Origin of the sequence: Streptomyces sp. M-16, from assembly GCF_052114405.1 — a bacterium.
In the GTDB taxonomy this organism is placed as follows: Bacteria; Actinomycetota; Actinomycetes; order Streptomycetales; family Streptomycetaceae; genus Streptomyces.
In genome coordinates this window covers 1-21,725 of the sequence record NZ_JBFRER010000025.1, presented here as the reverse complement: position 1 = coordinate 21,725, position 21,725 = coordinate 1, and the positions used below count along the sequence as shown (strand labels likewise).

Annotated in this window: 23 protein-coding genes and 1 tRNA gene; 9 read left to right on the top strand and 15 right to left on the bottom strand. The window is 71.4% G+C overall.

Annotated features, from left to right (window positions below; genetic code table 11):
* Position 1: 1 nt before the first annotated feature.
* Genes AB4039_RS14050 through AB4039_RS14035 form a run of 4 tightly spaced genes read right to left on the bottom strand, consistent with a single transcriptional unit; the run spans position 2 to position 3,298 of the window.
* Entirely contained in the window at positions 2-985 is a 984-nt protein-coding gene (locus AB4039_RS14050) for a VlmB-like protein (protein ID WP_266845127.1), read from the bottom strand.
* Positions 982-1,575 carry a flavin reductase family protein gene (locus AB4039_RS14045; protein WP_266845126.1) on the bottom strand — a complete coding sequence of 198 codons (594 nt, stop codon included), beginning with the start codon at positions 1,573-1,575 and terminating at the stop codon, positions 982-984. Before AB4039_RS14045 ends, AB4039_RS14050 begins: the two co-directional genes overlap by 4 nt.
* Positions 1,572-2,108 (bottom strand): hypothetical protein, encoded by a 537-nt coding sequence (locus tag AB4039_RS14040; RefSeq protein WP_266845125.1) that lies wholly within the window; start codon positions 2,106-2,108, stop codon positions 1,572-1,574. The genes AB4039_RS14045 and AB4039_RS14040 overlap by 4 nt, the downstream gene beginning before the upstream one ends.
* A gap of 47 nt (positions 2,109-2,155) precedes the next feature.
* Positions 2,156-3,298 carry an acyl-CoA dehydrogenase family protein gene (locus tag AB4039_RS14035; RefSeq protein WP_442270855.1) on the bottom strand — a complete coding sequence of 381 codons (1,143 nt, stop codon included), beginning with the start codon at positions 3,296-3,298 and terminating at the stop codon, positions 2,156-2,158.
* Positions 3,299-3,568: 270 nt separating this feature from the next.
* Here AB4039_RS14035 and AB4039_RS14030 point away from each other — a divergent pair, with 270 nt between their 5' ends.
* Both AB4039_RS14030 and AB4039_RS14025 read left to right on the top strand, forming a co-directional pair.
* On the top strand, positions 3,569-4,582 hold the full coding sequence (locus AB4039_RS14030; RefSeq protein ID WP_266845123.1) for a DUF2156 domain-containing protein: 1,014 nt from the start codon (positions 3,569-3,571) through the stop codon (positions 4,580-4,582).
* Positions 4,583-4,596: 14 nt separating this feature from the next.
* A complete protein-coding gene (locus AB4039_RS14025) occupies positions 4,597-4,752 on the top strand; it encodes a hypothetical protein (protein ID WP_266845122.1) in 156 nt (51 codons plus the stop codon).
* A 116-nt stretch (positions 4,753-4,868) separates the two neighbouring features.
* On the opposite strand, the gene AB4039_RS14020 is transcribed toward AB4039_RS14025, so the two are convergent.
* The gene (locus tag AB4039_RS14020) at positions 4,869-6,203 is read right to left on the bottom strand and encodes an alpha/beta hydrolase (RefSeq protein ID WP_266845121.1); all 1,335 of its coding nucleotides are present in this window, start codon (positions 6,201-6,203) and stop codon (positions 4,869-4,871) included.
* A 65-nt stretch (positions 6,204-6,268) separates the two neighbouring features.
* Here AB4039_RS14020 and AB4039_RS14015 point away from each other — a divergent pair, with 65 nt between their 5' ends.
* The gene (locus tag AB4039_RS14015; protein WP_266845120.1) at positions 6,269-6,886 is read left to right on the top strand and encodes a TetR-like C-terminal domain-containing protein; all 618 of its coding nucleotides are present in this window, start codon (positions 6,269-6,271) and stop codon (positions 6,884-6,886) included.
* Between the two features lie 5 nt (positions 6,887-6,891).
* On the opposite strand, the gene AB4039_RS14010 is transcribed toward AB4039_RS14015, so the two are convergent.
* The 3 genes from AB4039_RS14010 to AB4039_RS14000 form a co-directional block, all read right to left on the bottom strand.
* Complete coding sequence (locus AB4039_RS14010; RefSeq protein ID WP_266845118.1) at positions 6,892-7,185, bottom strand: hypothetical protein; 294 nt, start codon at positions 7,183-7,185, stop codon at positions 6,892-6,894.
* 139 nt (positions 7,186-7,324) lie between these two features.
* Complete coding sequence (locus tag AB4039_RS14005; RefSeq protein ID WP_442270854.1) at positions 7,325-7,654, bottom strand: DUF6415 family natural product biosynthesis protein; 330 nt, start codon at positions 7,652-7,654, stop codon at positions 7,325-7,327.
* A 94-nt stretch (positions 7,655-7,748) separates the two neighbouring features.
* On the bottom strand, positions 7,749-8,924 hold the full coding sequence (locus AB4039_RS14000) for a helix-turn-helix domain-containing protein (RefSeq protein ID WP_442270853.1): 1,176 nt from the start codon (positions 8,922-8,924) through the stop codon (positions 7,749-7,751).
* Between the two features lie 115 nt (positions 8,925-9,039).
* On the opposite strand from AB4039_RS14000, the gene AB4039_RS13995 reads away from it, so the two are divergent.
* Together AB4039_RS13995 and AB4039_RS13990 are read left to right on the top strand one after the other, a co-directional pair.
* On the top strand, positions 9,040-9,564 hold the full coding sequence (locus AB4039_RS13995; protein WP_442270852.1) for a flavoprotein: 525 nt from the start codon (positions 9,040-9,042) through the stop codon (positions 9,562-9,564).
* A 14-nt stretch (positions 9,565-9,578) separates the two neighbouring features.
* Positions 9,579-10,157 (top strand): HD domain-containing protein, encoded by a 579-nt coding sequence (locus tag AB4039_RS13990; protein ID WP_266845113.1) that lies wholly within the window; start codon positions 9,579-9,581, stop codon positions 10,155-10,157.
* Between the two features lie 39 nt (positions 10,158-10,196).
* Here AB4039_RS13990 and AB4039_RS13985 read toward each other — a convergent pair whose 3' ends face one another.
* The 3 genes from AB4039_RS13985 to AB4039_RS13975 all read right to left on the bottom strand — a co-directional run bounded on the left by AB4039_RS13985 (position 10,197) and on the right by AB4039_RS13975 (position 12,380).
* A complete protein-coding gene (locus AB4039_RS13985; RefSeq protein ID WP_442270851.1) occupies positions 10,197-10,892 on the bottom strand; it encodes a hypothetical protein in 696 nt (231 codons plus the stop codon).
* Between the two features lie 3 nt (positions 10,893-10,895).
* Positions 10,896-11,990, bottom strand: a complete 1,095-nt coding sequence (locus AB4039_RS13980; RefSeq protein WP_266845111.1) for an iron-containing redox enzyme family protein — start codon at positions 11,988-11,990, stop codon at positions 10,896-10,898.
* 305 nt (positions 11,991-12,295) lie between these two features.
* Positions 12,296-12,380, bottom strand: a tRNA-Tyr gene (locus AB4039_RS13975).
* Between the two features lie 158 nt (positions 12,381-12,538).
* Here AB4039_RS13975 and AB4039_RS13970 point away from each other — a divergent pair.
* Entirely contained in the window at positions 12,539-12,967 is a 429-nt protein-coding gene (locus AB4039_RS13970) for a hypothetical protein (protein ID WP_442270850.1), read from the top strand.
* Here the strand turns inward: AB4039_RS13970 and AB4039_RS13965 are convergent.
* Positions 12,952-13,308 (bottom strand): nuclear transport factor 2 family protein, encoded by a 357-nt coding sequence (locus AB4039_RS13965; RefSeq protein ID WP_030237782.1) that lies wholly within the window; start codon positions 13,306-13,308, stop codon positions 12,952-12,954. The two genes, AB4039_RS13970 and AB4039_RS13965, sit on opposite strands and share 16 nt — an antisense overlap.
* A gap of 287 nt (positions 13,309-13,595) precedes the next feature.
* Between AB4039_RS13965 and AB4039_RS13960 the strand changes: the two genes are divergently transcribed.
* Entirely contained in the window at positions 13,596-14,888 is a 1,293-nt protein-coding gene (locus AB4039_RS13960; protein ID WP_266845110.1) for an aminotransferase class V-fold PLP-dependent enzyme, read from the top strand.
* A gap of 195 nt (positions 14,889-15,083) precedes the next feature.
* Entirely contained in the window at positions 15,084-15,968 is an 885-nt protein-coding gene (locus tag AB4039_RS13955) for a DUF2268 domain-containing protein (RefSeq protein ID WP_359927159.1), read from the top strand.
* Positions 15,969-16,182: 214 nt separating this feature from the next.
* Here AB4039_RS13955 and AB4039_RS13950 read toward each other — a convergent pair whose 3' ends face one another.
* From AB4039_RS13950 to AB4039_RS13940, 3 genes are read right to left on the bottom strand one after another with little or no spacing between them, the layout of a single operon-like run.
* Complete coding sequence (locus AB4039_RS13950) at positions 16,183-17,880, bottom strand: nitrite/sulfite reductase (RefSeq protein WP_266845108.1); 1,698 nt, start codon at positions 17,878-17,880, stop codon at positions 16,183-16,185.
* Between the two features lie 49 nt (positions 17,881-17,929).
* Entirely contained in the window at positions 17,930-19,102 is a 1,173-nt protein-coding gene (locus tag AB4039_RS13945; protein ID WP_266845107.1) for a hypothetical protein, read from the bottom strand.
* Positions 19,099-20,844 (bottom strand): hypothetical protein, encoded by a 1,746-nt coding sequence (locus AB4039_RS13940; RefSeq protein WP_266845106.1) that lies wholly within the window; start codon positions 20,842-20,844, stop codon positions 19,099-19,101. The genes AB4039_RS13945 and AB4039_RS13940 overlap by 4 nt, the downstream gene beginning before the upstream one ends.
* A gap of 358 nt (positions 20,845-21,202) precedes the next feature.
* Between AB4039_RS13940 and AB4039_RS13935 the strand changes: the two genes are divergently transcribed.
* On the top strand, positions 21,203-21,725 hold a 523-nt coding region (locus AB4039_RS13935; RefSeq protein WP_442270849.1), incomplete at its 3' end, for a phosphoadenylyl-sulfate reductase.

The window sequence follows — 21,725 nt, the reverse complement described above, 5'->3', positions numbered from 1 at the left end:
GTCACCTCGGGTGGTTGCGGATGATGTCCACGGCCTCGGGGATGCCCATGTACGGCAGCCGTACCTCGGCCATGTCGTCGGTCCACTGCTCGGCGAGGTCGTAGCGCTGCTTCGGGGTGGTCTCCAGCAGCCTGCAGCCGGGGAACACCTCGTACCCGTCGAGGAGTTCGGCGTGCGCGAACATGCCCTGCTGGAAGAGCTCCTCGCGCTCCAGCACGAACTCCTCCGACGGCAGCTCGTCCCACAGCCGCCGTCCGCGCCGGATCAGCTCGATCAGCCGCGGCCGGTAGGAGGGGTTGCGGGCCAGGTGCTCGCGGACGATGGAGCTGCCGACCGTGAGGTGGCGGATCTCGTCGATGGACGCCCCGCGCGCGATCTCGGCGGCGGCCGGGTCCAGCAGGGTCCACTTGCGTTCGCTCAGCTCGGCGGCGGGGGCCAGGACGCCCTCGATGACGATGGTGAACACCGCGACGGCGCCGATGAAGTCGCCCTCGTCGCGCACCACGGAGGTGGCGAACTCGGCGATCGGGTTCAGCACCCGCTTCGTGTAGTCGGCGCCCTGCTCCTTGATGAAGTCCAGCAGCCCGGCCTGCGGCACCCCGAGGTCCGTGAGGTGCTTGCGGAAGATCATCGCGTGCCGGGCCTCGTCGATCACCTGGGTGGTGAAGAACTCCTGCTCGACGACCCCGGGCGCGCCGATCACGTAGTGCGAGAGCACCTCGACCGCGCGGGTCTCCGCCAGCGAGCGGTTGCCCAGCTCCAGTACCAGGGCCTGGCGCAGCGGTCCGTCCTCGCGCATGTGGGCGGGGGTCCCGGCGTCGTGGCCGGCCTCGGCCCGCCCGCGCAGGGTGCCCTGGGCGACGGCCGACAGCCAGTACCCCAGGTCGCACTCCTCGGCGGTCAGGGTCATCTCCTGGGCCCCGTCGAGCAGGTTGGGCGCGCGGTCCCAGTCGGCCTCGACGGGGATCTGCGGAACGCTGGTCATGACACAACCTCACTGGGGGAAGCGGGTACGGACACGGAGGCGGCCGGGGTGACGCACGCGCTGTGCATCCGGCCGGCGAAGCTGAGCATCGGGGAGTCGACGGTGTGGCTGCCGCCCGTGACCTCGGCGAGGAGCATGTCGTGGTCGCCGACCTGGTGCCAGCCCAGGACCCGGCAGGCCATGTGGGCGAGGCTGCCGCCCAGCAGAGGGGCGCCGGTGAGCGGGTCGGTGGTCCAGTCGAAGCCCTCGAACTGGGCGTCGCCGAGGGGGCGTCCGGGGTTGGCGAAGCGGCGGGCCACGTCGTCCTGCGCCGAGCCGAGCACGTTCACCGAGAACCTGCCCGCCCGGCGGACCATGGAGGCGAAGGTGGAGGTGGGCCGCAGGCAGGCGCCCAGCACCAGCGGGTCCCGGGAGAGGGTGACCACGGCGCTGGCGGTGGTCCCGTGCCGGACGCCGTCGCGGCTGACCGTCAGGACGGTCACGCCGGAGGCGAGCCGGCGCAGCGCGAGGCGGGCCGCCTCGGGGTCCTCGTACCCCTCGGCGGGGGCGGTGGCGGACCGGTCGGTGAGCCAGGTCGGGTAGCGGCTCACCGGGTCACCCCGACGGCCGGGGCGGCGCCGGTGGCGGCACGGGTCGCCGGGTGCTCCTCGTAGGGCAGCGGGACCGGGCCGTCGGTGGCGCCGCGCCGCTTGAGCATGGCCGTCACCTGGTCGACCAGCGGGGTGGTCTCGGGCTCGAAGGGCAGGCCGAAGGGCTTGAGGAAGTTGCCGAAGACGCCCCGGTCGCCGAAGACGTGGAACGGCAGGGCCAGCAGCGCCCATTCGGGGCCGATCAGCCACATCCACAGGAGGCCGACGGCGGCCACGCTGAGCAGGCTGTGCATCGTGTTGTAGAGGACGTAGTAGGCCTTGGGGATCCGGCCGTCGGCGCTGCGCCGGTAGGCGATGGCGCCCGGGATGTAGCCGAGGAGGTCGATGTAGAGGAACAGGCCGATCGCCGCGAACCAGTTGATGTCCGTGAAGTGCCACAGGATGAACCCGATCGTCACGGCGAAGGCGACCAGGTATTCGGCTCGGTGCAGGTTGAAGGTGACCGGTGACTCGACCGGGTTCTTGATGTCCATCAGGGGTGTCCTTCCGACAGGGCGGCGGTGCGTACCGGTGGCGCGGGTCAGGACAGGCGCAGCGGGCCGCCGGCGAAGTACTCGGCCAGTTCCGCGGCGACGCTCGCGCGCGACGGCGGGTGGAAGGCCAGGGCGCGGACGGCGGAGGCGAGGTAGGCCACGTCGCCGGAGCGGATGTAGGCCATCCCGCCGAGCATCTCCACCGCCTGGTCGACGGTCTGGGCGAGCAGGTCCTGCGTCGCGTAGCGCGCGGTGAGCACCGCGGCCACCGCCTCGTCGCCCTCGGTGCCGTCCTCCAGGGAGCGGGCCGCGCCCTCCACCAGGCAGACCGCCGCGTCCAGCCGTACGGCCAGCTGCGCGCGCTCCGCCGGCGTACCGCGCTTCCCGGCCAGCACCTGGGCGACCAGCGCGGACGCGGCGCCCACGTAGGAGGAGGTGGCCAGCAGCTCGAACCAGGTGAACCCGGCGGTCTGGAGGTCGTCGAGCCGGTCGGCGTCCTCGGGGGTGCTGTGGATGACCAGGTCCTCGGGGACCACCACGTCGGTCAGCCGCACCTCGTGGCTCTGCGAGGCGGCGAGCACCGGGGTGGCCCAGAAGGGCCGGGTCCCGACGCCGGGGGAGGAGGCCGGGATCAGCATCAGGGCCAGTCCGGAACGGCCGTCCTCGTGCGTCACCTGGACGCTGGCCGTCAGCACGTCCATCGAACCGGACAGGCTGCACGGCTTCTTGGAGCCGTTGACCCGGTAGCCGCCCCCGGGGAGCCGCTCGGCGACGACCGACGGGGCCAGGATGTTCTGGTCGGTACGTCCCTCCGCCCAGCCGGAGGCCAGCAGCAGCCCGTCCGGGGCCACCGCCGACATCAGCTTCAGCTGGGCCGGGGTGAGCCGGCCGGTGGCCTCCGCCAGCCGGAACAGCATCGCGACGGTGAAGTGGTGCATCACCGTGGCCACGCCCAGGGAGGGCGAGGCGGCGGCGAGCGCCCGCTGCACCCGGACCGCCTCCAGCGGCCCGGCCGCCGCGCCGCCGTACGCGGCCGGCACCAGCAGCCCGGGGCCGCCGTGCTTGCGGTACAGCTCCAGGACCGGGCTGTCCTCGCCCTCCCGGGTGCTGAGCGGCAGGTCTTCGAGTGCGTCGAGAAGACCTGCGTGGAATTGCTCGCAGATCCCGCGCGCTGTCGTCAGGGAACGCATCGCCGTGCTCACCTCGGGCTCTCTGGGAATTCTCTTGCGGATCGGGGAAAGCTATTCCTGTGATCCCTTCGATCCGAAAGCCAATATTCGGAAAGCATCGTTGCACTGAGTGTCTGACTGAGGCCTGACACTCATCTGACCTGCGTTTTCTCCTGACTTTCCGCTGACGGTCGGCTGACCGGTGGGCAGGGTGGGCTTGTGGCGCGGTGCCGCCCGTGCCATAAGTGGGGAAGTGCCGTGGGGAAGTGTCGGCGGGAGAATGGATCTGAAATGACCGCAGCAATTCTGGAGACGGATGTCGCGCTCGACGCCATCCGGCGGTACGCGGACGCGGGAAATCCGAGCGCGTATTTCGCCTTCAGCGACGGGAACAGCTACTTCCGGTTGCCGGACGTGCCCGGGGTGATCGTCTACCGTCCGGTGGGCCGCTACCTGGTCCAGTTCGGCGGCCCCTTCGCCCCCTTCGAGCCGGCCGGACCGGCAGGCCCCCGCGCCCGGCTGCTCGCGGGCTTCACCGCCTTCGCCGCGGAGCAGGGGCGCGAGATCGTCTCCGTACAGCTCCAGGGGGCGGACGCCGACGTCTACGTCGACCAGGGCTTCACGGTCAACCAGATGGGCGCCTCGTACGCCGTCGACCTGGAGACCTTCACCCTGGCCGGCACGAAGTTCATGCAGCTGCGCAACAAGATCTCGCGGGCGCTGCGCAGCGGACTGGAGATCAAGGAGGTCGAGTACGAGGCGTACGCCGACCAGATCGCGGCCCTCGACACCGCCTGGCTCTCCACCAAGGGCGAGGGCGTCAAACCGCTGGAGTTCCTCGTCGGCCAGACGGGCGGCCGCTACCAGCACCTGCGCCGCCTCTTCGCCGCCGTCCGCGACGGCGAACTGATCGGCTACGTCTCCTACGCCCCGGTGTACGGCCCCCAGCCGGGCTGGATGCACGACCTGAGCCGCCGGCAGCCCGACTCCCCGCCCGGGGTGATGGAGGCCCTCAACAAGGCGGCGATCGACGTGTTCACCGCCGAGGGCACCCGCTGGCTGCACTTCGGCTTCACGCCCTTCACCTCCCTGACGGCCCCGCAGTTCCCGGGCCACAGCCTCGGGTTCCACTGGTTCATGGAGCACCTGTGGGAGCACGGCGCGCACATCTACCCGGCGCGCACGCAGCTGGAGTACAAGCAGAAGTGGGCGCCCTCCCTGGTGCTGCCGGAGTACATCGCCTTCCAGCACCGGGCCAGCCTGCCCGCGCTGGTCCACGTCTTCCGCGCCTGCAACGCGGTCTGAGGAGGAACCCCGAGATGCCGACCCCCGAGGAGATCGAAACCCAGGGCCTCCTGGTCGTGGACCGCTTCCAGGCCTGCGCCGCCGCCCCCGACGACCTGGACGCGGCCCGCCTCTGCGACACCGGCCTCACCCGCCTGGACGAACTGCTGCGCGAGGCGGGTCGGGCCTGAGCCCGTTCCCCTTTTCCGGACTAAGAGGTCGTCCTTCGTCCTTGGCTGTACCTGGCGCAGGGCCCGGACGGCTTCGAGGGTTCGCCCGCCGTTGCCGGTGACGGGCTACAACGTCTTCATTTGTCGTCGCGCAGGAAGGCAGGGATCTCGTCGCGGGTCGGGTAGTTCGGCAGGAGGGCTGGCTTGTCCTGAAGGAACGCGGTGATGACGGCGGCGGCTCGGTCGTTGTTGTCGTCCAGGCCGTTCCACATGTGGTGTCCGGCTCCGGGCATGTACTGCGTGCGCTGGATGGCGGGGTCATTGGCAAGGATGGCGGTCGCCCATTGACGGATCTGGGAGGAGCACTCGGCGATCATCAGCATCGCGGGGGTCCGGGACTGCCTCAGTCGTGAGGCGATGGAGGGTGAGTCCTTGACCGTCTGCTGGATGCGGAGGCTGGCGGCGGGGCTGAAGGAGAAGTTTTGTGCGGTGTCCTCAGCGGGGATGCGGTGCGCGTCGCGCGCGCAGTAGGCGGATGCGGTGTCGCTGCCGAGGTCCGCGGCGGTGAAGGCGTTGTCGCCTTCGGCCTGTCCGATCAGTCCGGTGTCGGGGCTGAGGAGTCCGAGTCGCATGAGGCCGAATGCCACGGCGTACCGGGGGACGTGTGTCGATCGCGGTCCGGTCGGGGCCGGCGCGAGGCCGCGTGCGGATTCTCGGCCCTTGTGCCCGGTGATGTGTGCGGTGGGGCCGTCCATGGGGCCGGGCTCGGCGATGATCGCCCGGTGCAAGCGTGCGGCGACGCTCGGGTCGGTCAGGGCTCGGGTGAGCACGGCCCCGCCTGAGGAGAATCCGAGGATGTCGACCTTGCCCTTGTTCAGGCGGTCGATGAAGGCGGCGAGGTCGCGGACCGACCTGGAGATCGTGTACTGGCCCATGGGGAGCAGGTCGCTTCGTCCGCCACCGGCCTGTTCGTAGGCGTAGACGTCGTAGCCCTGGCGTGCCAGGAGTTGCAGGAACCGATGGTCGAGCACCGAGATGCCACGGACCGGTCCGCCGTTGAGGTACACGAGCGGAATGGGATGCCGGGTGCCGGGGTTCGCGGGCGGGTAGTGGTACACCGCGACCCGGCTGCCGGTGGACAGGCTCCAGTGCTGCGTGGTCACGAACGACAGGGCGGGCGGGTACCGCCGGGCCGTCGGCACGGTCGGGATGCAGACCGACGCCGTCAATGCTGCCGCGACAACCACCGGCAGGAACGGCACGAGCCGCGCCGGCCAAGTACGGCGCCGACCCCGCCACGTGGCGAGGGCAGCCCCGAATCCAAGGGTCGTCAGCCATGCGGCGAGCCCCGAGCCTGCTCCATCTGTGAGGGCGATCAGTGCGAGAAAGACGACGGCCAGCGTCGCGACGGCGGCCAGGGCCAGCAGTAAGTGTCCGGTGAAGCGGACGAGACGTATGGCTGACGTGGGCACGGTGGACCTCCAGTTTCAGAACGCTGTTTCAAAACGACGTTATCAAAGAGGGTAGGCTGCTGGTCATGGGTAGGCCGAGAACAAACGACGAGGCCGTCAAAGAGCGGCTTGTGGCGTGCGCGACCGAGATGCTCGCCACCCGTCCGCGGGAGTTGCTCACGGTCCGCGCCGTGGCCGCTGCTGCCGAGGCGTCGACCACGGCGGTGTATTCCTTGTTCGGTGGTAAGGACGGGCTGATCGGTGCGGTGCGCGACAGAGCCGTCGCCGGCCTGTTCCAGGACGTGTCGGCGGTGCAGACCTCCGCGGACCCTCTCGCCGACCTCTACTCGCTGGCCGGCGCCTACCGTCGTTGGGGGCTCGGACACAGCCACCTGTACACGGTGCTGTTCGGTGGTGTGCAGTCCTTCGACCCGTCGGGGCAGGTCGGTACCAGTGACCCGATCCGTCCACTCCTCGCGGCGATCGATCGCGCCTTGACGGCGTCCGTCCTCGTCGGCGAAGCAACATCGATCGGCCTGTCAGTCTGGGCCACCCTGCACGGGCTCGTGACTCTCGAACTGGCTGGGGCCCTCGACGCCGCCACGGCCGAGGCCGCATTCCGATCTGCGATTCACGCCACGTTGCGCGGATGGACGACCCCGGCGGTGTTCCTCAGCCTCCGCCAAGCCGAACTCGCTCCTTGACAGGATCAGGGCCGGTATTCGGGCCCTCCCGGTCCCTGCTGGGGCGGGGGTGCGTCGTCGGTGAAGACCGGCATGGCAAGGTCGGCCGGCTGCGGCCGACCATCGGTTGGAGACCGCTTGAGGCTGTTGAGCCTGGCCATCGCAGCGTCGAAGCCGACCTGGAGCCCCTCGACCTCACCGATCCAGCCGTTGGCGCGGGCCTCGCGGATACGTTCTCGGATGTTCTGGATGATCTCGATGAGTCGGGACCGCTGGCGTGGGTCGATCTGGAGGACGGGGCAGCGGATCAACGACTCCATGCGCCGCGCCCCCGCACTCGGCCAGTGCGGGGGCGCGGCGCGCATGCCGGGGAGTTTCACGTGAACGCAATGCCGACGAGCAGGGAGCCGAGTACGAGCAGCACGCTGACGACGTAGAGCACCTGCCGCTGCCACTCCCTCACCGGGTGTGGCCCGACCGCTGACCCGCGTACGTCACGACGAGGTTCCGCAGAATGCGCGCCAGGGCACGCGCGTGGTTCCAGTTCGCGTGGTCGCCCCGCCCCGTCGGGCCGGCGTCGACGAAGTACGACCACTCGGCCAGGGCCGCCCCGGCACGCTCCGTCCCCCGGACGCCGGGCATCGCGGACACTCGGGCGTGGAGCGCCTGCCCGTGGGTGATCAGGTCGTCGATGAGGCGCGCGACGGCCTCGGCGTCGGGCCGCTCCGAGTAGGGCACGATCGCCCGCCCGATGAGGTCCTCGATGGTCTGCGTCTCGCCGGGGTCCATGGTGGTGCTCCCTGAAGTCGTCAGCGGGTGCTGATGACGAGTGTGGGAGCACGCCGGGGCATGAATGCTCACAGATCTGTGAGTGCCGTGAGCGCTACAGGCCGAGCCAGCGCGCCATCCCGCCCAAGCCGTCCGGTGCCCGCCGCGACACGTGCACCAGCCCCCGGACCGTGGCCCGAGTGGCCGGCAGATGCCGCGTCTGCTCGGGTGCGACCTTCCTGGCCTCCGCCAAGAACCCGAGCGAGGTCCTGGCCGAGCCCGCCTCCATCTCGACCAACGCGCGGTCCACGAGGTAGCGGGCGCGCCGGGAGGTCAGCGTCGACTGCGGCAGCTTCAACGCGCGGGCCCGGCCGAGGGCCTCGTCGAAGTCGCGCATCGTGATCGACGTGCCGATCTCGTGGAGCTTGACGTTGACCCGCCCGAAGGAAAGCCAGTGCACGTCGCCCGCTTCGCCGCCGACCTGGTCCGCCATCTCCCGAGCGGCAGCGAGATGCGTTTCCACCGCGGTCGCATCCTCGTCCTTCGCGGCCACGGTGGCCAGGCCGAGATGGAGCTGCCCCGTCACGGCCAGGGCCTCGCGGCTTGTTTCCCCGGCGAGCAGTACCTGCCCCGACGTGATCAGTGGCACGCTGGTCGCGCAACGCCACAAGATCGCACGCTTGTACCGCTGTACTGCCTCGACGCACGGATCCGACGCTCGGCCCGCGGCCCATCCCATCCGGTCCAGCGCGATGCGGGCGAGGTCCGGGTGGTCGAGCTTCAGTGCGACGTCGTGGGCGGTCCGGTACGTCGAAGCGAGGGCCCGCCACGACACCGCGGACGGCTCCGTCCAGACCGTGTGGGTCAGCTCCACGATCAGAGTCGGCAGAGCCCGCGCCGCGGCACGCAGGTGCGTGGCCCTCACCTGCCGGCACAGGGCGTCCGCCTCGGCGATCAGATCCGGCGCGGGCCGTGTGCGGGTGATGTCGGGGTTCGGTCCGAGGTCGAAGCGGTCCAGGGCCTCCCGGATCGGGGTGACCAGCCCGACCAGCCGGTCGGAGGGAAGCGTGTGCACGGCGGTGAGCCCTGTCAGTTTGGACGCGTCCACTCGCAGCGCGAGCGCCACGGCCGCCACGAAGCCGGGAGTCGCCGGTCGTGCCCCGCACTCGACCTGGTTCAGGAGGCTGAGGCTGTACGGGATCCGGTCGGCCAACTCGCGCTGCGTCAGGCGGGCGAGGCGCCGCTGTTCCCGGATTCGGTGGCCGGTGTGGTCGTCGTCGGGTAGAGGCATGCCGGTCTCCGTCCAAGGACTCGTCGCCGAGGAACATATCCGTGAGCGGTGAGCCGCGTCCTGCTTTGCTCCCGACTCCACTCGGACAGGGAGGTATTGCATAGGCTCGGGCGCCATGACGACGAGGACCCTGTACTTGCTGTGTTCGGCGGCCCCGCCGGTTTTCGAGGTCGCCGGTGTGATCGAGGAGGCACAGCGCCGCGGTTGGGACGTCTGCCTCGGCCTCACCCCCGCGGCCGCCGACTGGCTTGAGGACAGCCTGCCCGGGCTGGCCGCCCTGACGGGGCATCTGGTGCGCTCGCGCTACAGGCGGCCCGGCCGACCGGACGTGTGGCCGCCTGCGGACGCGGTGCTCGTGGCTCCGGCGACGACGAACACCATCAATCGGTGGGCCCTCGGCATCACCGATACGTGGCTCGTCGGGTTCGTCGCCGAGGGCCTCGGCAAGGGCATCCCGATGACGATGATGCCCTGCGTGAACTCGGCGTACGCCAGGCACCCCCAGCTGCCGCTGTCGCTGGAGACCCTCCGCACGGCCGGAGTCCGGGTGTTGTACGGACCGGACGGCTTCGAGCCGAACATGCCCGGGGAGAAGCGTCCGTATCCGTGGGGCCTGGCGCTCGACGCGGTCGAGGCGTGAGAAGGAGTACAGACGTGGCTGACGACCTGTCCGCGGTGGCACGGTTCCTCTATGAGGCGGGGACGCTGAAGAACACGGCCCGTACGGGCTGGTGGATGGCCGGGGTCAAGCAGCCCGAGAGCGTTGCCGAGCACTCGTGGCGGGCCTCGCTGATCGCCTCGGTGATCGCGAAGCTGGAGGGCGCCGACCCCGCGCGGGCCGCGTTCCTCGCCGTGTGGCACGACACGCAGGAGACCCGGACCGGGGACGTGAACCACCTCGGGAAGAAGTACGCGCCGGCGGGCGACCCGAAGGCCGTGACGGCCGACCAGACCGCTGGCATGCCCGACGTGCTGGCCTCGGTGATCCGGGAGCTGGTCGCCGAGTACGAGGCCGGGGATTCGCCGGAGGCGGTGTGTGCGCGGGACGCCGACAAGCTGGAGTGCATGCTCCAGGGCATCGAGTACCGCGCGCAGGGGTACGCGGCCGCGCAGCGGTGGGTCGACAACAGCCGGGGGCGGCTGACGACGGAGACCGGGCGGCGGCTCGCCGACGAACTGCTGGGGCAGGGCCCGTTGGACTGGTTGCGGAACGCGCTGGGTGAGAAGGGGTGACCCCCTCCCGGCGGGCGGCGGGAGGGGGCCGGGGGCCGGTCAGCGCAGGGCCGGGCGGGTGCGGACGAGGGTGCCGGACGGGCCGCGCACCAGCATCGGGCGGATGCGCAGGGCCGAGGACGCCGGGCCGGCGGCCGGGGAGAGGTGGGCCGTCAGGAGGTCCTGGGTCACCGGGCCGCCGGACCCGGCCACCAGTTCGTGGAGGTCGTCGGTGACGGYGCGCCGGTCGAGCAGGAGCCCCTGGCCGGGCCGCGGGGCCGCCTCCAGCAGGGGAGCCGAGGCCCCGCCCGGACCGTAGAGGCGGGAGCGCAGGCTGCCCGCCCCCTCGCGGCCCAGGAGCGCGAGGAGGGTGAACGTGGCGTCCGCCGGAGGCGGTTCCGGTGGCTCCACCCGGACCGTCGTCCCCGCCGGGGCGACGGTCCGGATCCGGTGCAGCCCGATCAGCCAGTCGGCGTGGACGTCGAGCCACGGCCCGCTGAGCGTGCGCCGCAGGAGGGAGCCGAGCCCCGCCGCCAGGCGCCGGTCCGCGAGGTCGCGTACCGGACCGCCCGGCGCGGGCGCCCCGGACGGCGGGACGTACTGGAAGAGCCAGTCGTCGTCCGCCGTCCAGGACATCCGCAGCCGCAGCGTGCGGTACGGGTGGTCGCGGAAGCCGGCCGAGACCGCCGCCGGGACCGGCGGCAGGACGACCGGCGCGAAGCCGTGCTCGCGCAGTCCGTGCGCACCCGTCGGCACGGCTCAGCCCGCGGCGACGGGCGTGCGCTCGGCGGCGGCCCGTTCCGTGGCGGGCCGTGCCAGGTCCAGCCGCTCGTCGAGGTGCCGGGCGGAGGAGTTGGCCCGCCACAGGGCGCCCCGGGCGATGCCGCGGCGCATGTACGCGGTGTCGGCGCTCGGGATGACCACGTTGTGGAACCAGCCCGCCGCGTGCTGCGAGTCGATGGTGATGTGCAGCCGGTGGTAGGTGATGCCGACCTCGGGCAGGCCCAGGCGCTCCCAGGCCCGGACGACGTTGCGGAACCGGTCGGGGGCCAGCCACTCGGTCATGCCGAGGAAGCCGACCGCCTCCGGGTAGAGGTGGCGGTACCGGCACAGCAGCACCGCGAGGTTGCCGGAGTGCAGGTCGGTGGTGGTCATGGCGGCTTCGAGGTCCTCATTGCGGACGTCGAACACCTCGTAGATCTTGTTGAAGAGGTGGGTGTGCACGGCCTCGGGATCGCCGTTGCCCATCTCGTCCCAGTAGTTCCCGGCGATCTCCAGCTTGCTGGCGCCGGCCGTGCCGATCTGCATCATCGCGAGGAAGTCGTCGAAGCGGCCGTCGATCAGCGACTCCTGGATGACGTAGGTGCGCAGGTCCTCGCGCTGCGCCTCGCGGTTGATGAAGTCGGTGTAGTAGGGGTGCTTGAAGGCCCGGTGGGTGCGGATCAGTCCCTTGAGCCAGGACAGGAACTGCTTGGGCTCGGTGGGCGCCGACTCCAGGAGGCCGGGCTCCAGGTGGGCGTCCTCGGCGGCCAGGGTGGCGTTCTCCAGCATCCGGGTGACCTCGTGCAGCAGCACCGAGCCCTCGGCCGTCGGCTGGTCCGGTATCTGCATCACCGTCTGGTAGATGCGCGACAGCAGGAGCTGCTGGTGGTAGTGGGCGTCGGCCCGGTCGGGGCCGGTGACGGCGGCGGAGTTCATCTCGCTGACCGCCTCGACGACGCGCGATCGCTCGCCCAGGAACTTGGCGTCGATCTCGTCGGCGTCCACGGTCAGCCAGGAGGAGACCTCCTCCACGAGCGCGGCGGCGTCGGTCCTGCGGATCGTGGGCACGGTGTGGTTGTCGGTGCTGGGCAACTGCGTCTCCATGTCTCTCGGGGTCGCTCGGAAAACGACGCCTGTTCGGGTCGCGCCGGAGATGGGGAAGTGGGTGCGGATCCGTCGACGGGACCCGTGGGCGGAAGGGCCCGGGGCGGGTGGGCTGCCGGCGGGCGGGATGCCGGCCGGCCGCGCCCGCTCCGCGCGTCGCGGGTCCGGGGACGAAGGGAGGCGCTCGCGGGGCCCCGCGCACCGCTGCGGGTGGGTGCGGGGCCCCTCATGCCAAAGACACGCGCACCCCTGGTAACCGGATCGGGATGCGCGTGCCTGGGATGAGCACCTTGCGGAGAGGGCAGGATTCGAACCTGCGTGGGCAGAGCCCGTCCGGCGATATTCCGGACCCCATTGGGCCGCTTTGGGAACCTCTCCTCGGCCTTTCTGTGACATCAGCTTGGCACGGGACGGCTGACACCGTGCTGATGGATATCTGAGAAGGAAATCCCGGCACCGGTCAGGGGGCCATCAGCGGTGACTGGGATAGTCGAAGGCGATCGAGCCACTACGAATCTGGTACCAGGGGAGTTCCCGTGAGCGCCGAGACCGCCAAGATTGCCGTATCGCGTCTGTACGCCGACGAGAACGGGGAATCGCATTTCATCGACGAGACGCTTGAGGTGACGGCGGTGAATTTCGCCCCGCCCGCGCCCTCGCTGTTCGTCTCCGAGGGCGTGCCGGCCAAGCAGGCCGTCTACCTCTACATCCCGGCCGGGTGGTTCGGCGACTTCCACCCGGCGCCGCGCCGCCAGATCATGACCCTGGTCAGCGGCAGGATGGAGTGCGGTGTCAGCGACGGCACCTGGCGCACCTTCGTACCCGGCAACACCCAGCTGGTCGAGGACACGCACGGCAAGGGCCACGCCACCAAGGCCCTGGAGGACTGCGTGATGATCGTCTCCCAGCTCGGGGCCGCATGCGGCCCGTCCCCCCTCCTTTTCGGGGATCAGCCCTTGACGTAACCGAAGCTCTCGACGATGAGTCCGCCTTCGAGGCGGGTCACGTTCACACCCCGCACGAAGTCCTGCGGACCGCCGCCCCAGCGCAGCGTCCAGCGGCACACCGCGCGCTCGCCGGCCGTCCAGACCTCCTCCACCTCGAAGGTCATTCCCTCGTTGCCCGCGATGGCGCTCCAGAACTGCAGGCATTCGTCGTACCCGACGTGCTTGGAGCCGTCGGGAGCCGGGCCGGAGTTCTCCAGCCGGCAGTTCTCGGCGAGGAGGTCTTTCAGCAGGCTCGGGTCGTGCTGCTGGAATGCCTGGTTGAACTGGTCGATAACCTTGCGTGTCTGCTCGTCGGACATCGGGACTCCTCATGTCTCATGGCTCGGCACGGGCGGCCCGCCGGTCGGACCGGGCCACAGGAGAAAGTAATACAGTCCAACGGCCCGTGAAGTCCACGGAGTCCGGGTAACCGGTTGTTCCGGCCATATTCGTCAGTCGTACGTCAGTGCCCGCGCCCTAGGTTAGTACTATGACCACAGCAGACAGTGCGCCTCTCGCATTGGCCTATCAGCAGGCCACCGAATATCTGGCGGGTCTCGCCGATCGGCCGGTCGGTGCCACTGCCGGTTCCGAACAATTGCTGAAAATGTTCGGTGGCCCGCTGCCCGCCGGGCCGGGTGCGGCGACCGACACCATCGAACTCATCGGCCGGGCCGTCGCCGAGGGCGGCATCCCCACCGCCAACGGCCCCCGCTACTTCGGCTACGTCACCGGCGGCACCCTGCCCGTGGCCATCGCCACCGACTGGCTCGTCGCCGCCTACGACCAGACCGCCAGTCTCTACAACCTCTCACCGGCCATCGCCGTGGCCGAGGACGTGGCCGCGCAGTGGGTCCTGGAACTCCTGGGTCTGCCCGCGCACGCCTCCGTCGGCTTCCCCACCGGCTGCACCATGGCCCACCTGACCTCGCTGGCCGCCGCCCGCCACAAACTCCTCGCCGAGGCCGGCTGGGACGTGGAGCGCGAGGGCCTGGGCGGCGCGCCCGACGTGGCCATCGTCGCCGGCGCCCAGCACCACATGACCATCGACCTGGCCGCCCGCTACCTCGGCTTCGGCACCGCCCGAATCCGCAACGTGCCGGTCGACGACAAGGGCCGCATGATCCCCGCCGAACTGGAGCGCACCCTGGCCGCCCTGGACGGGCCGGTCATCGTCTGCGCGCAGATCGGCGACGTCAACTCCGGTGCCATCGACCCGGTCGGCGAGGTCTGCGACATCGCGCACCGCTACGGGGCCTGGGTGCACGTCGACGGTGCCTTCGGCCTCTGGGCCGCCGCCAGCCCGCGGCTCCGCCCCCTCGTCGAGGGCGTGGAGCGGGCCGACTCCTGGGCGCTGGACGCCCACAAGTGGCTCAACGTCCCCTACGACTGCGGGATCGTGGTCATCGCCCACCCCGAGGCGCACCGGGCCGCCATGCTCAACGAACGGGCCGGGTACCTCCCGCCCGGCACCGACGGCGAACGCGACGCCATCGAGTGGGTCCCCGACTTCTCCCGGCGCGCCCGCAGCCTGCCGGTCTGGGCCGCGCTGCGCTCCCTGGGCCGCTCCGGGGTCGCGGACCTCGTCGAACGCTGCTGCGCGCACGTACGGCGCTTCGAGGGGCACCTGGCCGGTGTCGAGGGGGTGGAACTCCTCAACGACGTCGTCCTGAACCAGCTGCTGGTCCGCTTCGGCGACGACGACCGGGTCACCCGGAACGTGATCGCGCGGATCCAGGAGAGCGGCGTCTGCTGGTTCGGCGGCACGGTGTGGGAGGGCCGGGCCGCGATGCGCATCTCGGTCGTCAACTGGCGCACCACCGAGGACGACGTGGACCGCAGTGCGGCCGTCATCCGCGAAGCCCTTGCCGCGGAGCTGGCCGCCGCCCCTTCCTCCTGACCCCCTGTTCACCCCCCACCCGGGCCGGGCCCCGTCAAGGGCCCGGCCCGGCGCTTTCCGCTGCGCGGAGCGGAGCCGTCCCCTGTCCGTCGGGTCGTGATCGACCGGATGAGTCAGGGGGTGGTGCGGGAGGAACCGGGGCGGAGAACCTGACGGTTGAACGTCCCGTAACGTGAGGCCCTACGGTCCCAGGTCATGAAGATCATTGTTCATGACACGGCGTCCGCCATGCTCGATCTCCTGCAGCGCCCGCTGACGGAGCGGCCCGAGGCCCTACGGGACATGCTCAGCCCTCTGCACGGCGTGATGTCCGCGGTGGGCATCGACGTGGTCCAGATGCACCGGATGGGCAGCGGCTTCCGGATCGACCGTGAGGACCCGCGCTACCTGACGGCCCTGGGTCAGATGCGGGACGCGGACGTGTGGGGCCGGATCGAGGACTGTCTCGCCGCGGCGTGGGAGCGACTGAGCGGTGCGGTGCCCGGCGTCAAGACCGCCGAGACCGTGCATGTCGTCCTGGTGCTCGGAGACCCCGATGACGACCTGCTGACGGTTCGCAACGCCGGCTACCTCGGTATGGGGGGAATCCCGGGGGCGATCCAGCTGACGATGTGGCCCACCGAGACCAGCCTGGCGAAGATCGGCTACGTCGCGGCGCACGAGCTCCACCACAACGTGCGCTATGCCAATGTGGTCTGGAATCCGATGACGGTCACGGTCGGCGAGCAGGTCGTGGCCGAGGGCCTGGCGGAGGCGTTCGTGCGGGAACTGGCGGGTGCGCCGGCCATGGGGCCCTGGGCGACGACGCTGTCCGGCCCGGAACTGGACGACGTCTACGAGAAGGTCGCGGCCGGGATCGATGTGGCCGGGATGCAGAACCTGCCCGCGTACGTGTACGGCGACGCCACCGCACGGCACATGGGGCACCAGCCCGTCGGACTGCCTGACTTCGCCGGATATGCGGCCGGCCTTCGGATCGTGGACGCCCACCTGGCGGCCTCCGGTCTGACCGCCGCCCAGAGCACGGCGCTGCCGGCACGCGACATCCTCACGAACGCAGGCGTACCGAGCGGCGCGTGACGCACCCCGCGGTTCGCTCGGCGAGGCGCGGCGGGACGACCGGCCCTGCTGGAGTGCTCGTGTGCGGTCGGCGGTCGGCGGTCGGGGGCGGGGTGCGGGCGGGTGTGCCGGCCGGCAGGCGCCGGATGTGCTGCCGGACCCGCGCGGATCCGGGCACGCGCAGCGGCCCGGTGGCGTCTGCCACCGGGCCGCCTCGTGCGCGGGGTCGGGCGGGTTACTGCAGGGCGGACTCGTCGCAGCGGGCTACCCAGGCCGCGAAGGGTTCCGACTCGTCCGTGCGCCCCGCCAGGTAGCCGCGGGTGAGGCGTTCCACGTAGTCCGGGAGGTCCGCCGCCGTCGTCTTCAGGCCGCGCAGCTTCTTGCCGAAGCCGCCCTCCTGGTCCGCGGCCAGCGTCAGGCTGCCGCCCAGGTGGACCTGGAAGCCCTCGACCTGCCGGCCGTCCTCGTCCGCGACCAGCTGCCCCTTCAGGCCGATGTCCGCGACCTGCGTGCGGGCGCAGGAGTTGGGGCAGCCGTTGAGGTTGACGGACAGGCCCACGTCCTCTCCCGCCAGGCGCTTCTCCAGCTCCGCGACCAGGGTCGCCGCCCGCTCCTTGGTCTCGACGATCGCCAGTTTGCAGTACTCGATCCCCGTGCAGGCCATCGTGTTCCGCCGCCAGGGCGAGGGCCGGGCCTGGAGGCCGATCTCCGCCAGCTCCGCGACCAGGGGCTCAGGGTCGGCCACGTCCAGGACGAGCAGCTTCTGGTACGGGGTCAGCCGGACCCGGCCGCTGCCGTGGGCCTCCGCCAGGTCGGCCAGCGCCGCCAGCCCCGTACCCGAGAGGCGTCCGGCGACCGGCGCCGCGCCCACGTACGACAGGCCGTCGTTCTGCGGGTGTACGCCGATGTGGTCGATCGGGACAGGGGGGAGCGAGGGGGCCGGCCCGTCGAGCAGGGGACGGCCGAGGTACTCCTCCTCCAGGACCCGGCGGAACTTCTCCACGCCCCAGTCCGCGATCAGGAACTTCAGCCGGGCCCGGCCCCGCAGCCGCCGGTAGCCGTAGTCGCGGAACAGCCGCGCCACCGCCACCCACACGTCGGGGACGTCCGCCAGCGGCACCCACACCCCGACGTGCCGCGCCAGGATCGGCACCGTCGACAGGCCGCCGCCCACCCACATGCCGAAGCCCGGCCCGTGCTCCGGGTGGACCGCGCCCAGGAAGGCCAGGTCGTTGATCTCGTACGGGATGTCCGGCAGCCAGGACACCGCCGACTTGTACTTGCGCGGCAGGTTCGACAGCGACGGGTCCCCGATGTAGCGGGCGGCGATCTCCCGTACCGCCGGGGTCGCGTCGAGGACCTCGTCCGCTCCCACCCCCGCCACCGGGCTGCCGACGATGACGCGCGGGCAGTCCCCGCAGGCCTCCGTCGTGGACAGGCCGACCTCCTCCAGCCGCCGCCAGATCGCGGGCACGTCCTCGATGCGCACCCAGTGCAGCTGGATGTTCTGCCGGTCGGTGATGTCGGCGGTGTTGCGGGCGAACCGCATCGAGACGTCGGCGATGGCGCGCAGCTGGGCGGCGTCGAGGGTGCCGCCGTCGCTGCGCACCCGCATCATGAAGTGCTCGTCCTCCAGCTCCTCCGGGGCCAGGGAGCCGGTCTTCCCTCCGTCGATGCCGGGCTTGCGCTGCGTGTACAGCCCCCACCAGCGCATCCGGCCGCGCAGGTCGTCGGGGTCGATGCCGGCGAAGCCCTCGCGGGAGTAGACCCGCTCGATGCGTTCGCGCACCAGCAGCGGGTCCTCGACCTGCTTGAACTCCTCGTTGGCGTTGAGCGGTTCCCGCTCGCCCAGCGCCCACTGGCCTTCGGGACGTTGGGCGGCGGGCCGTGTGGTCCGTGCGGTGCGGACCGGCGGCGCGGCTGTTTCCGTCATGAGTCCGTGCTCCTACGGGGAGGGGGGAGGGGGTCGGGCCGTGCGGGGGTCAGGCCGTGCCGAGGGGCGCCACCGGGACGATCATTCCGCTGGGCAGCCAGCTCGTGGCCCCCTCGTGGTGGTGACCGCCGGAGCCGCCGCTGCCGGGTACGTAGAGCACGGCGGTGGCGTACAGCCGGGCGGGCGCCGGGCCCGCCATCCCGCGCGCCAGGCGCCAGGCCTCGTACCCGGCCGCGGTGGGGAGTTCGCCCGGCAGGCGGGCGCCGAGCGCCGTCAGGTACTCCACCGCGGCCGGGCTGTTCGGCGCGTACCGCAGCGGGATGAGCTGGCCCGCGCTCGGCGACAGCAGCGGGGCGGTGAACAGCCAGGGCGCCAGGTAGGTGCCCTCGGCGGTGGTGCGGCCCGCCTCGACGTCGCGTACGGCGGTGTCCGCGCCCGCCCAGCCCGCGGTGACGACCAGCGGCTGCCGGCTCCCGTCCGGCCCGCCTACGGAGATGCCCGCGCGGGCGGCCGCGGCACGCACCTCGGCGGCCGCGGCCCGGCCGCGCGGCGAGGCGTCCTCGGCGAGGGCGAGGGAGCGGGCCCCGCGCCCGGCGAGGAAGCCCACGGTCTCCCGCAGGGCGGCCGCGTCGGCCTCTGCGAGCCGGTCGGCGGGGCAGCCGGCCAGGGGTGTGGCGTCGCCCCCGACCACGGCCCCGGCGGCGGCGCTCGCGCACTCCGGCCCGTCGGCGCCCCGCACGTCGGCGCCGGGGCCCTTGCCGCCCGCGCGGCCCGTGTCCACGGCCAGCGGGGCCGACGCCCCGCCGGCGGAGACCCACACCTGCCCGGGCCCGGCCGGCAGCTCGACCGGCACCCACGTCAGGGCCGACCCGGGCCTGCGCTCGCCCTTGGCGAGGCGGTCCCGTCCGGTCCCGGCGGAGGCGTCGGGGGCGCCTACCGCCACCAGGTTGTACCCGGGCCGGTTCGGCACCACCATCACCGGGACCTGCCGGGCGCCCAGCACGAGCGAGCCCAACAGCGGACCCCCCGCCACCGGCTTCGCAGGGGCCGGAGACATGAACGGACCGCCCCACACCCCGGCCGCCACCGCGCACGCCACCGCCGCCGCGAAGTACGCCGAGGCGGTGGTGCGGCGGGCGAGCAGCCGGGTGCGCAGGAGCAGCACCAGGCCGAGCGCCAGGGCGGCGGTCAGGACGACCGCCGCCGCGAGGACAGCGCTCACCGTCGTACGACGCTGTCGCTCACCACGAACAGGACGCCGTGCGGCTGGGCGTCCCCGGTGTCGCCGTGCGGCCAGGACGTCCGGTTGAAGCCCACGCAGGGCTTGCCGGTGTTCTCGTCGCGGAAGGACCGGTCCAGGGAGACCCGGCCGCGCCGGTCGAGGTCGAACATGCAGACCCGGTGGTCGCCGCCGCCGCCGAAGGACCCGGCGACGAAGTAGTTGGCGACCGCGATCCGGCTGACGTCCTGCGTCTCGCGGTAGACGCCGTCCGCGCCCCGCCTGAAGTTGTCCATGGCGCCCCAGTGCGGGCCGCCCGAGCTCACGTCGCGGATCGGCACGGTGCTGACCAGCTCCGGGCAGTCCCGCTCGTGCCCGCCCCGGCTCGCCTCGGCGAGCTCGTCGACGGAGCACTTGGCCCCGTCACCGGCGGCGAGGAGCTTCTGGACGTCGAGGACGTAGATCATGCCAGTGGTCTGGTCGAGGGGCTTGCCGAAGGGCACCGACTGGCCCATCACCGTGTGGAAGAGGAACCGGTCGTCGGGGCTGACGGCCAGCCAGCTGCCGTTGTCCCCGCTGCCGGTGACGCCCGTGTCGCGCTGGAAGCTGCGGTAGGCGGTCGTGTCGTCGAAGACCTCCTTCCACTGCGGTGCGGGCGCGGTGACGTCCGGGGTGTAGAAGACGGCCCCGCCGGCCATGGAGGAGACGAACGCGCCCTTGTGGCCGGGCCGGTTGGTCAGCGCGGTCTCCATGACCACCCGGGACTCGCGGAAGAAGGCACGCGGCTCCTGGGCCCCGCGCGGTCCGTCGGCGACCTTGGTCACCGAGCGCAGCGTCGGGTTGTCGCGATTGGTGATGTCGAAGACGCGGACCGTCTGGCGGGCCAGGTTCTCCTTCAGCTCCGAGTCGGGCGTCATGAAGTTGCGGGCCTCGGCGAAGTCGCTCGCCACCATCACGTTCAGGTCCTCGCGGACGGCGACCCCGTGCGGGTTCGCGCAGGTCGCGGCGGGCAGCGCCGGGACGTTGCCGCACTGGGCCGGGTCCTCGCCGGCCGCGGTGGCCGCCGGGATCTCGGCGAGGGTCTTGCCGTCCCGGCCGATCCGCACGATCTCCCCGGGGGAGCCGGCGGCGCCGTTGCCGACCCGCACCTGGCCGTTCGTGTAGGTGCAGGGACCGGTCACGTTCGGGCCGCCCATGTACGTGCCGTACGCGGTTCCGTCGCTCAGGACCTGGTAGGCGTCGGGCAGGGTCCCGCAGGGGGTGTCGACGGTGGAGTTGACCCCGGCGATGGTGAGCGCGGGCAGGGCCTTCGCGTCGAAGACGAAGGTGGTGTCGCTCATGATGCCGCCGGCGTAGATCCGGTCGCCCTTGTGCCACACGTACTGCATGTGGTGCGGCTCGTTGCCGTTGTTCGGGCCGACGGTGACGGTGTTGGCGACCTTGCCGTACGTGGGGGAGCCCGGGGTGGCGTCGATGACGCTCAGGAAGTCGGGCGCGGGCTGCTTGGCCGGTCCGGCCCAGACGAGCATCCACTGCCGTCCGGGGCCCTTGGAAGCCGGTACCAGGTGATTGGTCGCCGAATAGGTGACGCCGTCACTGCCCTGGAAGGTGGACGTCCAGGTCTCCGGTGTGCCTGCGGCGGCGGGTTCCGCTCCGGTGAGCATGGAGGCGGTGAGTCCCACCGCCGACAGACACAGTGCGAGGCGGCGTATCAGCCTTCCTCGGCGCAGTCCTTGCAGTCTCATTTCTCCGCGTGCCCTCTCCGGGGATGTCGGCCAGAATGCGTAAACCGGCCAGTGGGTTGCTTCGTTCGCTGGGTCCGCAATTTCTGGCCCGTCGGCCAGCACGGGATTCGATGCAATTTTCGGCTCACTATGGCACAAGGGCGCTGGCGGTCCGCTGATGGCACGCTTACCGCTCCCTGACGGGGCACCGCAAATCCTCTGAAATACCTGAAATCCCAGGTGAGAGGCCCAGGTTGGCTACTTCGGGCCGAAAATGCCCGCGATCAGCGAACCGTCAGTGCTTTACGTATCCGTATTGCTAATCTCGGCAAGGAAAATTCCCGACCGTGCGCCGCGTTCCCCGTGAAGGAGCCGCCGGATGACCGATCTCGAAAAACTGGCAGAGCGGGCCGGCCGGGAACTCGATGACGCCCCCGCGCCGGAAATCCTGCGGTGGGCCGCCGAGACCTTCGGGAGGAAGTTCTGCGTGACCTCCTCGATGGAGGACGCGGTGGTCGCCCACCTCGCCTCCCGCGTCTTCCCCGGCGTGGACGTGGTGTTCCTGGACACGGGTTACCACTTCGAGGAGACCATCGGCACGAGGGACGCGGTGGAGGCGGTGATGGACGTCAATGTCATCACCCTCACCCCGCGCCGGAGCGTCGCCGAACAGGACGCCGAGTACGGGCCGAGGCTGTACGACCGCGATCCGGACCTGTGCTGTGCGCTGCGCAAGGTCGAGCCGCTGGAAGGGGGCCTGACCGCGTACGAGGCGTGGGCGACGGGGCTGCGCCGTGACGAGTCCCCGACCCGGGCGAACACGCCGGTGGTGGGCTGGGACGAGAAGCGGCGGAAGGTGAAGGTCTCGCCGATCGCCCGCTGGACCCAGGACGACGTGGACG

What these genes read in the sequence shown, in the direction of transcription:
- AB4039_RS14050 (WP_266845127.1), bottom strand. Translation starts at nt 985, where the DNA reads ATGACCAGCGTTCCGCAGATCCCCGTCGAGGCCGACTGGGACCGCGCG.
- AB4039_RS14040 (WP_266845125.1), bottom strand. Translation starts at nt 2,108, where the DNA reads ATGGACATCAAGAACCCGGTCGAGTCACCGGTCACCTTCAACCTGCAC.
- AB4039_RS14035 (WP_442270855.1), bottom strand. Translation starts at nt 3,298, where the DNA reads ATGCGTTCCCTGACGACAGCGCGCGGGATCTGCGAGCAATTCCACGCA.
- AB4039_RS14030 (WP_266845123.1), top strand. Translation starts at nt 3,569, where the DNA reads ATGACCGCAGCAATTCTGGAGACGGATGTCGCGCTCGACGCCATCCGG.
- AB4039_RS14025 (WP_266845122.1), top strand. Translation starts at nt 4,597, where the DNA reads ATGCCGACCCCCGAGGAGATCGAAACCCAGGGCCTCCTGGTCGTGGAC.
- AB4039_RS14015 (WP_266845120.1), top strand. Translation starts at nt 6,269, where the DNA reads ATGGGTAGGCCGAGAACAAACGACGAGGCCGTCAAAGAGCGGCTTGTG.
- AB4039_RS14010 (WP_266845118.1), bottom strand. Translation starts at nt 7,185, where the DNA reads ATGGAGTCGTTGATCCGCTGCCCCGTCCTCCAGATCGACCCACGCCAG.
- AB4039_RS14005 (WP_442270854.1), bottom strand. Translation starts at nt 7,654, where the DNA reads ATGGACCCCGGCGAGACGCAGACCATCGAGGACCTCATCGGGCGGGCG.
- AB4039_RS14000 (WP_442270853.1), bottom strand. Translation starts at nt 8,924, where the DNA reads ATGCCTCTACCCGACGACGACCACACCGGCCACCGAATCCGGGAACAG.
- AB4039_RS13995 (WP_442270852.1), top strand. Translation starts at nt 9,040, where the DNA reads ATGACGACGAGGACCCTGTACTTGCTGTGTTCGGCGGCCCCGCCGGTT.
- AB4039_RS13965 (WP_030237782.1), bottom strand. Translation starts at nt 13,308, where the DNA reads ATGTCCGACGAGCAGACACGCAAGGTTATCGACCAGTTCAACCAGGCA.
- AB4039_RS13960 (WP_266845110.1), top strand. Translation starts at nt 13,596, where the DNA reads ATGTTCGGTGGCCCGCTGCCCGCCGGGCCGGGTGCGGCGACCGACACC.
- AB4039_RS13955 (WP_359927159.1), top strand. Translation starts at nt 15,084, where the DNA reads ATGAAGATCATTGTTCATGACACGGCGTCCGCCATGCTCGATCTCCTG.
- AB4039_RS13950 (WP_266845108.1), bottom strand. Translation starts at nt 17,880, where the DNA reads ATGACGGAAACAGCCGCGCCGCCGGTCCGCACCGCACGGACCACACGG.
- AB4039_RS13940 (WP_266845106.1), bottom strand. Translation starts at nt 20,844, where the DNA reads ATGAGACTGCAAGGACTGCGCCGAGGAAGGCTGATACGCCGCCTCGCA.